Origin of the sequence: Sphingobacterium prati (assembly GCF_013167215.1) — a bacterium.
GTDB lineage: Bacteria > Bacteroidota > Bacteroidia > Sphingobacteriales > Sphingobacteriaceae > Sphingobacterium > Sphingobacterium prati.
On the sequence record NZ_JABJWY010000035.1, the window covers coordinates 179,853 to 194,023 of the forward strand.

The 14,171-nt window shown below is 39.2% G+C and carries 6 protein-coding genes; 1 reads left to right on the plus strand and 5 read right to left on the minus strand.

Annotated elements, in window-relative coordinates:
* The first annotated feature begins 830 nt into the window (after positions 1–830).
* Positions 831–2,195 (plus strand): sulfatase-like hydrolase/transferase, encoded by a 1,365-nt coding sequence (locus HPC41_RS16700; protein WP_246250800.1) that lies wholly within the window; start codon positions 831–833, stop codon positions 2,193–2,195.
* Between the two features lie 86 nt (positions 2,196–2,281).
* Here HPC41_RS16700 and bglX read toward each other — a convergent pair whose 3' ends face one another.
* The 5 genes from bglX to HPC41_RS16725 all read right to left on the minus strand — a co-directional run bounded on the left by bglX (position 2,282) and on the right by HPC41_RS16725 (position 13,905).
* Positions 2,282–4,558, minus strand: coding sequence for a beta-glucosidase BglX (gene bglX, locus HPC41_RS16705; RefSeq protein ID WP_172395153.1), 2,277 nt, complete (start codon positions 4,556–4,558; stop codon positions 2,282–2,284).
* A gap of 243 nt (positions 4,559–4,801) precedes the next feature.
* The gene (locus HPC41_RS16710; protein WP_172395154.1) at positions 4,802–6,187 is read right to left on the minus strand and encodes a glucoamylase family protein; all 1,386 of its coding nucleotides are present in this window, start codon (positions 6,185–6,187) and stop codon (positions 4,802–4,804) included.
* A 76-nt stretch (positions 6,188–6,263) separates the two neighbouring features.
* Positions 6,264–7,694, minus strand: a complete 1,431-nt coding sequence (locus HPC41_RS16715) for a RagB/SusD family nutrient uptake outer membrane protein (protein ID WP_172395155.1) — start codon at positions 7,692–7,694, stop codon at positions 6,264–6,266.
* 20 nt (positions 7,695–7,714) lie between these two features.
* A complete protein-coding gene (locus HPC41_RS16720) occupies positions 7,715–10,816 on the minus strand; it encodes a SusC/RagA family TonB-linked outer membrane protein (RefSeq protein WP_172395156.1) in 3,102 nt (1,033 codons plus the stop codon).
* Between the two features lie 266 nt (positions 10,817–11,082).
* Entirely contained in the window at positions 11,083–13,905 is a 2,823-nt protein-coding gene (locus HPC41_RS16725) for a triple tyrosine motif-containing protein (RefSeq protein ID WP_172395157.1), read from the minus strand.
* Positions 13,906–14,171 lie beyond the last annotated feature (266 nt).

Sequence of the window (14,171 nt, forward strand, 5' to 3'; positions counted from 1 at the left end):
ACTACTTTTCTAGGGGTTTTATTTTTTGATTGAATAGTATAGACGATTACTCATCGTTGTAATCCATCACCAGGTTAATCGCGAGAAAGATGATCACCCGGCCGGATAAAGTACCGATCTTTTTTGTCTTATTATTAGAGCATATTAGAAGATATTCTTTATTTTAATAAAATCTATAGATTTAGTAGATTATATTAAAATTTCTTTTATATTTGTAAAGATGTCAAAAGATGCTAAGAATAAAAATGGGATCTTTTTACCATACATTTAATACAATTATGAAATATATCAACTTTGCAAAAATCGCTTTCCTTACTAATAGTACTATTAAATCTTTAATAACTATATCCCCATGTGAGAAAATGCGAATGTGTAATATAGGATAATTTCCCTTATCTTTTCTCAAATTGACTGCAGGGGAGGCGCTCGCCTCCCTAAATGTCTTTAATATAGAAACAAGTTTTTCGATTGGCGTTGGCACTTGTTCGTATTTACCATTAACTCATTAGCTATGAAAAATTATAGGTTACTAAGGTATATTACACTGTTTTGCCTCCAGGATTTTGCTGTTATGGATAATATAACTATGTGCAGATCGAATCGAAGTCCGTTATCAATGCCGCGTACATTATGATGAAAACCAAAAAAGTCGTACTCAAAGATGTAACAGTTCCACTTGGCTAAATTAGGAAGCCTAGTTTTTGACTCGAAAAAGCATGATCTCTGGCCGATTTCACATCGAGAAATTAACCCCAAATACGAATTTGAAACAGAATCCGAATTGTTAAAAATTGCTATATTGTGCCACGATCCGATTAACTCATACAATTATGAAGCGATATTCTAAATTCTTTACTTTGATGGTATTGTTTTTAATAGTACCCTTTGCCTACGGCCAACAAAAAAAGCCTAACATTATCTTGATTCTGACCGATGATCTCGGTTATAGCGACATTGGTTGTTATGGAAGTCCGAATATCTCAACTCCTTTTTTGGATTCAATCGCCAGTATGGGAGTACGAGCGACAAATTTTATGGTGTCTACGCCTTCGTGTACGCCTTCAAGAGCTTCATTATTAACAGGGAGATATGCTTCACGTTATAATCTTCCGGCACCCATTGGTCCTGGCTCTAATTTAGGCTTACCTGATCATGAGGAAACGATTGCCGAATTATTAAAAAAAGTAGGCTATAGAACTGCGTTGATCGGAAAATGGCATCTCGGAGACAAACAGTCTTACCATCATCCTAATCAGCAAGGCTTCGATTCTTTTTATGGGATGCTGTATAGCCATGACTACCGCGATCCCTATGTCAAGACCGATTCTGTCATTAAGATCTTTAGAAATCGAAAACCAGAAGTTATCGCCCCAGAAGATTCAGACCTAAGCACACTCTACCACAAAGAAACCGTGAAATTTATAGAAGAGCAGGACAAAGAGCATCCATTCTTTTTATACTACGCGCACAATTTTCCGCATCTTCCTTTGGCATTTGCCAATAAAAAGAACCGATTTGTAAATCAGCAAAATGCCGGCCCACTTGGTGCAGTTATGCAAGAGCTGGATCATAATTTTGCTGAGCTTTGGAAGACTGTCGAGCGAAAAGGCTTAGCTGATAATACCATTCTGATTTTTTCAAGTGATAACGGGCCGTGGATAGCCTACCCGTCACGAATGTCTGACGATGGTGCTACCAAAAATTGGCACGTGGGCACTGCAGGTGTATTCAAAGGTTCCAAAGCTGAAACGACGGAAGGTGGTGTTCGTGTACCCTTCATTGTCTATGGAAAAGGTTATGCGCAAAAAGGCAAAGTCCTTCGACAGGCAATCAGTAATTTGGACGTGCTGCCAACATTGGTTAAATGGACAGGAGCTCCTTTACCGAAGAAAGCTATTGATGGTCAGGCAATCGATTCCTTGTTGAATGGTAAATCGGAAGATTTGAAAACTCCACATAGACCAATATATTTGGTTAATTATGGTCACGTTGAGGCCGTCAGGTCGGGAGATTGGAAATATCGCAGAGTAGCAGGAGGAGTAAATCAAATCTCAGGTAAACCGTATGAGGCTGTTGAGGAATTGCATAATATCGCTTGGGACCCAAGTGAGAGAACAAACATTCTAAAGGACTATCCTGAAAAAACGGCAGAACTCCGATTACTGTTCGAAAGTTTTGATGGCAATATGAAATAGTTTATAAAAAACGATTTTTGATCATAAATAAAGCGGCACTTACTTTCTAAGTGCCGCTTTATTTATGTACATGCCATAGTGGTTTTCTAAAGCAATTTAAAATTATTTTCTTTGACGTCCCGACTATTGGGGCCAATGTAGACTTTGAAGTCACCAGGTTCGGCAACATAATTCAAGCTGTTGTCAAAGAACTTGAGGTCTTCTATTTTGATCTCAAATTTTACTGTTTTGCGTTCTCCTTTTTTCAAGAATATTTTTTGAAAACCTTTTAGTTCTTTTACAGGACGAGTGACAGAGCCGACTAAATCCTGGATATAAAGCTGCACGGTTTCCTCGGCATCGTAATTTCCCGTATTACTGATATCGATGCTCGCTTGAAGAGACCCTTTTTCATCAAGTGTATTTCGGTCAAGACGAATATCACCATAAGCAAAAGTCGTGTAGCTTAACCCATATCCAAAAGGGTAAAGGGGAGAGTTGCTTATATCCAGATAGTTGGATTTAAATTTTTCGAAATCACCAGAGTTTCCATAGGGTCTTCCGGTATTTTTATGCGCATAATAAATCGGAATTTGCCCCACATTTCTTGGGAAAGTTGCCGTAATTTTACCTGAAGGAACAACATCTCCAAACAATACGTCTGCAACTGCTTTTCCAGTTTCTGAGCCTCCGAACCAAACATTTAATATGGCTGGAACATGTGCATCTTCCCAGGTAAGGGTGAGTGGTCTACCAGTAAATAGTACGAGTACAACTGGTTTTCCTGTTGACAACAACGCTTTTAAAAGGTTTTGCTGATTGACGGGAATATCCAATTCGGAGCGGCTTGAGCTTTCTCCGGACATTTCTGAAGATTCACCAAGTGCGGCAATCACGACATCGGATTGTTGAGCAACTTTTACGGCATCTGCAATAATATCATCTTCTTTTCGAGGGTCGCGTGCAATTGTTCGACCAAACATTGTTGCGTGTTTTTGGTAATTCGGATCTTCCAATAGGTTGCTTCCTAAGTGTGTAAGAATGTTTACTTTGTTGCCTAACACGGCTTTCATCCCTTCTACTAATGATGCTGTTTTTTCCAATTCTGCACTCACGCTCCAGGTACCCGGCATATTAGCTCCTGAATTGGCTAAAGGGCCAATAACAGCAACTGTGCCCGTTTTTTTTAATGGAAGAATCTGATTTTCATTTTTCAATAAAACGAATGATTTAGCAGCAATTTCTCTTGCCTTTGCATGATTGGCAGCTGAACCTATCACGGTTTTCGCTCGCTGCTCATTACAGTAACGGTATGGATCTTCGAATAGCCCCAATTTATATTTTGCTTCCAACACAAAACGACAAGCTCTGTCAATATCAGCGAGTTTAACTTTCCCTTCATCAAGCGATTTTTTTAGTGTAGTAAGAAAACCTTCGCCTACCATATCCATATCGACACCAGCGTTAAGGCTTAATGCCGAGACTTGTTGTAGATTGCCGAGGCCGTGCGCTGTTAGTTCGTTAACAGCGGTATAGTCTGTTACAACCAGGCCTTTAAAGCCCCATTGTTTGCGCAGGACATCGGTCATTAACCATCTATTAGCGGATGCAGGTACGCCATTAATATCATTAAAGGAGGTCATTATACTTCCAGCCCCAGCATCTATAGCTGCTTTGTAGGGCGGTAGATATTCATTGTACATGCGATGAAGGCTCATGTCCGTGCTATTATAGTCCCGTCCGCCTTCTGCTGCGCCATAGAGTGCAAAATGTTTGACACAGGCCATCATCGTGTTGTGTGCTGCTAAATTATCCCCTTGGAAGCCATGGACAATAGCCTCTGCAACTTTGGAACTCAAGTAAGTGTCTTCACCTGCGCCTTCAGAAATACGTCCCCATCTTGGATCTCTCGAAATATCTACCATTGGCGAAAACGCCCAATTAATACCATCAGCAGTAGCTTCTTCGGCGGCAATACGGGCGGACTGCTGAATTAAGTCCATGTCCCATGTCGCTGCAAGCCCCAATGGAATAGGGAAAACTGTACGATAGCCATGTATGACATCCATACCAAAGATAATTGGAATCTTAAGTCTAGACTGTTTGATTGCAATTTCTTGGGTTTTTCGAATCTTGGATGGTGTACTCATACTAAAGATACCACCAATCTGGCCATTTCGGATTTTAGCTTCCACATCTGTGGAAACCGTTGTTCCAGTTGTCGCTTCCCCACCGGTGACTAGATTTAGCTGCCCGATCTTTTCTTCGACTGTCATTTTGGCCATAAGTTGGTTAATGAACTCATCCATTTTTTGATTCGACTGTGCTGGACTGACATTCCAAGCTAAAAATGCAAGGAGGAATGTTGCTACTATTTTTTTCATTGTATTATTTTCTGTTATGCGTTATGAAGTACTTGTTATCATTGGGCCCATTCCATCCGATGGAGGCAGCGTAAATTGTTATTTAATGGATTGCTTATCCATGTTACTACAGCTGATCTCATCCCCATTTATTTATAATATAAGCTTGTGTTGACTAAGAGCTTCTTGTTGGCAATTTTATATTTTCGTGGATGGAACCATTTTTAACGTGTGACAGATTAAAAATGATTCCGAATTTACCCACTACTTTAGATAGGGACTCGTAAAACCAAGTTTTTTCAATCCCTGCTGAATCTCTGGTGCTTGCATGAATAAGTCCCAGATTTTTCCTGTTCTATAATTTTCGATCATGACGATAATGGGACCTTGATCGATGGCAAGATAACGTTGAGGGTACCAATTTGCAGTTTCGCTATAAGCGTCATAATATCCATATTTTCCCCAAACCTTAGTCCCCAGTTGGCTATTCAGATATTGTGCAAATTGAATACTTTCCTGTGGCGAGTAGGGCATGGAAGATAATGCTGCTGTAGGTGAGATCACTCCCGGATCATTATCCGGATGGTGTGCATCGTATCCCTTGATGGAATAGCTGGCTGTCCAGCCCCAGCCTTTGCCCACTCCGTAACCCTGATAACCTTTTGGATTTTGCTGTGCATAAGCCAGGTTTATTTTAACATGATTGCTTGTCGCTTCCCAATAATCAGCATATTGATCTTTTAGTCCTTTCGGGCTTAAACCCAAATAAGAATAATGTTCCCAAAACAAAGGACCCACTTCACCTTCTTTGGCATTATGTTTAAGTACTAGCGGAATATTATACTTTTTGGCTGTGCTTTTGATCGCTCCAGATCTTGCCCAACCCTCATGGTATACTTTTGGTGAGATGGGATGAGAAGGAGAGGAACTTGCTAAAATATATGTAATAAGACACTCATCATATCCTCTAACGGGGTGATTTTGCTGAAAATTGAATTTTGGGCTCCAATGCCAATAAATGACGTTTTGTCCATTTGTATAGTGATTCCAATCAATTTCTTGCCACAGTTTGTCGGCTTTTTGGGCGACCTGCTGAGCGGAATCACCTTTATCCTTTAGATACTCCCGAATAGCAATCAGACCCTGAGCTAAGAAAGCGGTTTCCACAATGTCGCCACCATTATCTTTTTCACTGAAAGGTTTGGCCGTCCCGAGTTCTCCATCATACCAATGTGCCCATGCACCTTTGAACCGTTCGATCTTGCCCAAATAATCCATAATATGATCTAACTTTTGGATACCCTGTTCTTGACTGATAAATCCACGTTCCATAGCGACAATCATGCTCATAAGCCCGAATCCACTACCACCTATGGTAATTACATTACGGTCATTTTCTGGATAAACACCGTCCATATGAATACGTTCTCGAGCGAGGCCAGAAGTAGGTTCGGCGCCTTCCCAGAAATATTGAAAGGTATGTTGTTGAATATTGGTCAACAGCGAATCTTCGTTGACATGATGACTACCGACTGAATCAGTTTTTGACGGCCTGTCTGTATGACTATTGGGGGTGTTTTGGCATGAACTGCTGAGAATAAGCGCCAAAGCTATACCCGTAAGACTGGAATATGCTATTCGTTTTCTCATGAGGGATATTGTTTAAGTCTTAAAAAAATGTTCAAACGGCCTAAGGCCGTTTGAACCAAGTTATCGATGGATTGTATTACCAACCTATATTTTGAGGCATTTCTGGCGTTTGGATACGTTGATTTTCCGGAATGGGAAAAAGCAACATTTTATCATGGAAAGTCTTTCCGTTGGCGGCCATTGCAGCTTTGGCTTGTTGTGTTCGCACAAGATCGAACCAGCGATCGTGTTCAAAGGCGAGTTCAAGGCGCCTTTCTTTCCAGATCAATTGACGAAGCTGAGCCTGATCTGTAGTCGTTATTTCGGCTAATTTTACCCGTTTACGCACAGTGTTTAAAGCGTTTAAAGCTTCGTTACTGTTTCCTAATTCGTTGGAAGCTTCTGCTAATATTAAGTAAATTTCGCCCAAACGTAGGTAACGTACATTTTTATCTGTGTCGCCAGCTCCACCGTTCGCAGACGAATACGCTTTTTCATTGTACATCGGATTTTCTACACCATTGTCAATCAGACGACCGTCGTAAAGTGTTTCACCTCTGAAAATAATCGTTGCATCACGGCGGATATTATCTTTTTCGGCATTAAAGGCATCCAATAAGTTTTGGCTTGGGATATTAAAACCCCAACCTAAATTAACAGCTCCTCCACGGGGTGCTTGCACTTGACTATATTGTTGAATTCCATGGGCAATTGAACTTCCTCGGGCCTGCCATTCGAAGAGCGATTCCGAACCATTTTCACCTTCTAATCTCCAGATTTTTGCATAATCAGTTTCTAAACTATAGCCTCCGGAACTGATAACAGCTTTTGCCATATCAGTTGCTTGTTGCCACTTCTTTTCGTATAGGTATACTTTAGATAGCAAGCCTTGAGCGGCACCTTTGGTCGCCCTACCTAGATCTTTCGCCGCATAGGCAGATTTGACTGGTAAGTTATCAATAGCAAATTGAAGGTCCGCTTCAATATAAGCATAGACCTCAGATGCTGGTTCTCGTTTTATCAAATCACGATCTTGGATAGGCACATCGCCCCATCCACGTACAAGATAGAAATAGTTTAATGCTCTCAGAAAACGAGCCTCACCGATCAATCTGTTTTTATATGCCTCGTCTGTTAGGCCAGCTTTTTCAATAAATTCTATCGCTTGAGAAGCACGACCTATTGATTTGTACCATCTAACCCAAAGCGCTTGGAAAGAACCAGCAGTTGAGGTATAAGTCAGGTTGTCCAAAAGTAATTTATCGCCACCTGCATCAGTAGACGAACTACCTTTGTCAGCGTTATCCGATATTATTTCGGTAATTCCCAAAAAGGAGAAACTGTAGTCCCATTCCGTAAACATGCCGTAGATACCGTTGACAAATTGCTCTGGTGTATATGGTGTTTCACTATCATCGGCCTCAACCCTTTCTCTGGAAGGAACATCTAAGAAATTATTGTCTTTGCAACCTTGTAGTGCCATACCCGCACTAAGAAGAATCGCTATATAAAGTTTATTGATTTTCATTACGTTGATTTTTAAAAGGATTAAAATTGCATGTTAAGTCCAAATAGAAAATTACGGGTTGTGGGGTAAGCTGAAAGCTCTACACCAGAAGTTAGATTTGGACTGCCATCTCCCGCAATTTCCGGTGAGAAACCACTGTAATTCGTGAATATAAATGGATTCTGTGCAGTCACATATAGGCGTAGTTTTGATTTAGAACTATAAAGATTATTAAAAGTGTAGCCCAATGTGATATTATTTATACGGAAATAACTGCCCGACTCTAGATAGTAATTAGACGGTAGGAAATCTCTTTCTGCCCCAGGATGCGAATTTGTCGACCCCTCTTGTGTCCAACGATTCTCGAAGGTACTTAAGGCAATGTTTTCACCACCGTTGATACGTGTACTTTTCATTCCATTATAAATTTTGTTTCCTGCAACACCATAGCCTGAAACATTGAAATCAATCGCTTTGTAATTGATACCTAGGTTGATACCATAAGTAGAGCTTGGTAAAAACGATCCGAAAAATTTACGGTCTCTGGAATCAATAACCCCGTCGGAGTTTTGATCGGTATAACGCAAATACCCTGGTTTTGGTGATCCTTGTCTGGCATTTGAGTTTATTTCATCTTGGTTTTGCCAAACACCATTCATTTCGTACATCCACCATCCGTAGATTGGCTGACCAACACGAAGTTGTTTTGTTAGCTCACCATTATTAAGGCTTCCGCCTTGGTCACCGTCGTAGGCAGGTGTAACTTCTTTAACGCTGTTACTATTGTAAGAGTAATTAACACCTACGGAATAATTAAAATCTGGAGAAATCGATTTGTTCCAATTTAATGCAATTTCTACACCTTGATTTAGGATTTTTGCACCATGATCATAAAACTTATCTTCATACGCAGAGGTATAAGTTGGAGTAACCAGCAAGATTGCATTGGTATTCATCTTATGGTAATAATCGACGGATCCGCTTAAGTTATTATTTAAAAATGCAAAGTCAATTCCTGCTCCAGTTTCTTCAGTTACTTCCCAACTTAAGTTTTTAGCCGGTGTGCCATAAGCACTTCCAAATACCATATTTTGTTCAGGGCCAAATACGTAATTATAAGATGAACTTGTAGGACTTGTTAATATTGTTGACACATTTAATGGGATGTCTTGATTACCCAGTTTACCCCAGTTTCCGCGCAATTTTAACAAATTAATCCAAGTAGCATCCTTCATGAAATTTTCATTGGTGACTGTCCAGCCTAGACCAACGGACGGAAATGTTCCCCAGTACTTTCCTGTATTACGGAATACGCTTGAACCATCACGGCGTAGGGTGGCTGTTAAATAATACTTACTGTCGTAATTATATTGAACACGACCGAAATAAGATGCTAAAGCTCGTGGAGTGTAATAGATTTGTCTGTTTTCTACCTGATATGCACCCGAAGCATGATCTATACTCCAGTATTGTGGTTTTTGAGGAACATCATATCCTTTGTCGCTCATCATGCTGTTAATGTCATATTTCTCACGTGACATACCTAATACCGCTTCAACACTATGTTTGTCAAATTTCTTGTTAAAAGTTAAGAAATTCTCCCAGGACCAACGGAACTGTTCCAGATTTTCATAACTCAAACTATTATTGGCGTACTCTAAAGATTCAGCATTCTTAGATTTAAATTCTTCAAATTGTTGGGCCGTACGTAGTGGATCACCATTAAGCCATGCATCCTTTATATCCGAAAAAACTCTCTTTCTTGAGTAGAATTTATTTCCCCCTATTCGGGAATTTACCTTTAAATAGTCCGTAATTTTAAATTCACCTTCAAAACTTCCTTGCAGTCTTAATGTATTAATTTTTTCATTGTTTCTAAGCGCTTCATAGACAGGATTGCCAATGGAGTTTAGATCGCCAACAATGTCGCCGGGGTTTCTTTCGTATCCTACTACACCCGTCGTTTGATTTACGATACCCTTTCCATACCGACCGTTGTCGTACATAAGAGGAACCAATGGTGATTGTTTATAGGCTGTTGTGAAGGCAGCGTTCGGTTTTGGAGTCGCATTCGTAACTGTTAAATTCAGGTTTTGAGTAAACTTAAGCCGATTGTCTAAAAATTTGTAAATATTGTTGTTTCGGATCGTATTTCTGACATATTTCGAGCCGTCTAGAATACCGTTTTCCGTAAAGTTGTTTGCTGAAACAAAGTAGTCAACTTTTTCAGTTCCTCCCGATATATTGACGGCATTATTAAAAACAGTTCCCGTCTTTATTAATTCATCATACCAATCTGTATCGTTGTTCTGATTTTCTGACAAAAACCAAGTTTTGTCGGGTTCCTGATATTTTTGACTTTCATTAAAGAATGTCCTAAATTGTTGTCCGTTAGCCATCTTTACACGGTTAAGGATCTTCTTCATTCCCGCATAGCTTTCATAATTGATATTTACAGTACCCGTCTTACCTTTCTTCGTCGTTACGATGATAACACCATTTGCTGCCCGAAGACCATATATGGAGGCCGAAGATGCATCCTTTAAAACATCCATAGATTCGATATCAGATGGATTAATATTATTAATATCTGTTTGCGCGATACCGTCCACAATATATAGCGGGTTTCTGCCACCTAGAGCTGTACCCAGCCCCCTAATAATAACATTTGGTGAAGATCCCGGAGCTTCGCTGGCAATAATATTCAAACCTGCTGCTTTACCTTGTATGGATTGCATAGCCGACATTGCCGGTTGCTTTGTAATGTCAGATGATTTTAAAGAGCTAATAGATCCTGTTAGATCAGCTTTCCTTTGCGTACCGTAACCAATAACCACAACCTCTTCCAGTGCTTGATTTTGATTCTCTAAGAATACATTGAGTTGCGTCTGATTTCCGATGTATACCGTTTGTTTGCGATAACCTAAAAAGTTAAATACTAATGAATCGGTAGGAGAGGCATTGATCTGAAATTTCCCCGTTGCGTCGGTTTTTGTAGATACTGTTTTCCCTTTAATACTAATGGTGACCCCAGGCATGGATACCATGCTTGAGCCATCTTTGACTACCCCTTGTATAGAAGTTTGTCCATAGGCTACCGAGACGACCATGGATGTCAAAAATAATGCGGATAGATTCCTCATATCGTAAATTTTTGGTGTTTGTTTAAAATACAGTTGGTTATTTCCCTGAAGCAAATATGTTGATGTAGTACAACTTCGCCAAAATTTAACATTTTCACATCACTACTACAGTTAATTTTTGCTTTCTCAGGGAAAATTTGTTTTTACGTTAAATAACTGATATTAAGAATCTAAAGAAGTACTTTTATGCAGAAAAAAGCATGCGTTAGTGTGAAGCTGACACTAACGCATATGTGTGGTAATGATGTAGTGTTTGTAGCGAAATTTTAACGTTCCAATAGGAATTCGGAGAGGTTTTTATCTGTTGGAATACCCAATTTCTTGCGTAAGCGATAACGTCTGATTTCGACCCCCCGCGTACTAATGTTGAGTAATGAAGCAATTTCTTTACTCGACATATTGAGCCGCAGGTAAGCACATAATTTTAGATCATTGGGGACAAGGTCTGGAAATTCATGCTTTAATTTTTTAAAGAAATTCTCATGCGATTCGTTAAAACTCTTCTCAAAAATATGCCAGTCACGGTCATCGTTATGGGCGTCTTCTATTAGCTTATTTATTTTTTTCAATTCATCAGAACTGAGCCTGTTTCCTTCTGCATCTTTAAGCTGTTTGAGTTCATCATGTAGATTGTTCAACATTTCGTTTTTATAAACGATATTGAGTGCAGCATTCGCTAGTTCCTTGTTTTTTAGATTAAGTTGATCTTCTAATTGTTGGTTCTTCAATTTGATCCATTCTTTTTCCTGCTGTTCAGCATCCCTTTCCAATGCAATTTTCTTCTCTTCAAGCCATTTTCGCTTCGCCTGAAACTGTCTTTTTCTTTCTCGTTGGAGATTAAAATTATAAATAAGATAAATTAAGCCTCCAGACATCAGTAGATAAATCGCTTTTGCCCACCAGGAGAGATACCAGGGGTGTTTGATTATAAAAGATATGGTTTGGATTTGGGAGGTGAGACCAGTGCTGGTTTTCGCCCTTAATTTAATTTCAAAATGCCCATAAGGTAAGTTGGTGAAATCTTGATAGGCTGTTTCGTTCCATTCAGACCATTTATCCGAATAGCCTTCAAGATAGTACTGGTATTGTAATGCCGAAGAGGAATAATAAGGGCTTGCGAAACTTATTCTGAGATTGTTTTCAGACGAAGCCAATTGAAGATCGGGTCCAGGTATGATTGTTTCTCCAGTTGTTAGATTAGTCAGTTGGGCGATCTCTGGTGGCATTAGTATGAATTTCGAGAGTTGATCAGAATTACGGTAGATAGCAAAACCGTCATCTAACCCAATTAGATAGTAATGGTTTTCAATTGCCAGAATGTTTTCGTAGTTATTCATCATACGATCTTGCAAGGGGCTGAGTAAATTGGAATCTATCTTCAGTTTTCCTTTGCTATCAAAATCCACCTTGGCGATTTTTGTTTTCTGAATAAACCAATAACTATTGGTGTTGATGGGAATTATTTTATTTGAGTTTTTATAACTACCTAAAGCATTGTTTAATTCATTGGAGTAACTAAATCGCTTGACAATGTTATCAAACTGCATGAAGCCGCTATCTGTAGCGAAAACAAGATTATTTTCTAGGGTGTAAATCCCTGTAAATCTTCGTTTAGCTGCAAGGCTGTCTTGCATCGAAGTAAATTGAATTTGTGCTTTTTGGAAGCTCGGATCAAAGCCGATCAACTGGACTTGCCCCCAATCACCGATCCAAAATGAATGATTGTCTTTTTGAGCTAAAAATCGAACCGGTTCTTTGATCGAAGGGAACTGCTGTTCAAACTTGAGCTGTGTTCCATCGAAAATGAATTTGGATAATCCGGTGTAATTTCCTTGGAGAATATTTTTTGTCCCAAAGATAGGTTTGAATATCCAGCCCCCTGTAATTTTGGAAATCTTTACAAGTTTACCACTGATCAGTTTGAAGGTTCCATCATTATGACCGCAGATGAGGTCGTCGCCGAAAATGGCCAATGTCCAGACTTGACCGTTCGAATTAGGGACTTGTACGAAATCTAATGAATTATAATTGTTTAGTCCTCTCCATTCACTGACAAATAATCCTTTGTTTGTACCTAAGTAAATTTTCCCTTGATAGATAATTGAAGTGTATACAGTCCCAATTTTACCCACAAAGTCGGTGTAGAAAGATAAAGATGAGTTGATTTCGATGCGGTCAATTCCGTTATCCAATCCTACCCAAATATTTTGTTGTTTATCTTTTACAATGCTGAGAACCGTATTGTTCTGTAAACCATTGTTTTTGTTGATATGTTGGATAACTTCACCATTTTTATTGATAACTATTACCCCATTTTGAATGGTTCCAAATGCGTATTGCCCATTGTATAAATAAATTCCATTGTTTATTTGAGATTGACTAAGGATAGAATTGGCTGGAATTGACCAGGGCCTAATATTTCCATTGGATTCCATTAGATAGAGTCCATGGCGAGCGGTCGCTATCATTGAATTGCTTTTATCAAAGGGCAATATTGCTAAGACATTTTTGTCTTTGAGAACGTCCTTACCCCGTATGGGTACTAATTTGCCTGATTTGAATTCATGTAGACCACTGGGAAGTTGCTCAAAAAATAGTTGATTGTTGAGCTGATGAGGAAATAGAAATGGCTCACCTTTAGCAGTGAGTTGTTTGATTGTATTGTTTTCCCAGATATATGACTTGGAAAAAGTATGGAAAAATACACGATGATCCTCCACTATGATTTTCCAGATCTCTTCGTTCGGAAAATAAATTTTATCTGCGACTAATTTGGATAAGCTATGATAGGTCATCTCACCAAATGTTTTTGATGTCCAGTAACCAAATTCCCCTCGTCCACCTGTGTATACTTTCCCTGCTTTGTCAACAGCAACGCTGCGAACTGTCGAGTGGTTGGGAAGTGGGTATATCCGCCAGTACTGTCCGTCAAATCGCAGTAGTCCCTCTGTATTGGCGCTATAGATTCGCCCTTCTTGATCAATAGCTAGAGACCAATTCTGATTACCTGCTTTGTATTGGCTTTTTTTGTATTGCTTTACAAATGGTGTGCCTGTGGGTATGATTGTCTGGCAATGGCCAGTTTCCATATTAAGCATAAAAAAAGTGCAAAACCAAAAGATATAGGTCATGCTATATTTTTTTGATATCATCGAATCCCTCACTTTAAACTGATTTGAAAAGCAATATATAGATTTTATTGCAAATGTGAGAATACGAGCAGCAGATGAGTATCATTATAGAGATTCTAGGCTATCTTTTCGGATAAAATAGTCGAAATCGTTTTCGCATTTTTAATAGTATAAATCGTTGAAGTCCATTTGTTTTTTAATTACCTTGGAGACAAATAACCAAA

Coding starts and splice junctions, on each gene's coding strand:
- HPC41_RS16710 (WP_172395154.1), bottom strand. CDS start 6,187: ATGAGAAAACGAATAGCATATTCCAGTCTTACGGGTATAGCTTTGGCG.
- HPC41_RS16700 (WP_246250800.1), top strand. CDS start 831: ATGAAGCGATATTCTAAATTCTTTACTTTGATGGTATTGTTTTTAATA.
- HPC41_RS16715 (WP_172395155.1), bottom strand. CDS start 7,694: ATGAAAATCAATAAACTTTATATAGCGATTCTTCTTAGTGCGGGTATG.
- HPC41_RS16720 (WP_172395156.1), bottom strand. CDS start 10,816: ATGAGGAATCTATCCGCATTATTTTTGACATCCATGGTCGTCTCGGTA.
- bglX (WP_172395153.1), bottom strand. CDS start 4,558: ATGAAAAAAATAGTAGCAACATTCCTCCTTGCATTTTTAGCTTGGAAT.
- HPC41_RS16725 (WP_172395157.1), bottom strand. CDS start 13,905: ATGGAAACTGGCCATTGCCAGACAATCATACCCACAGGCACACCATTT.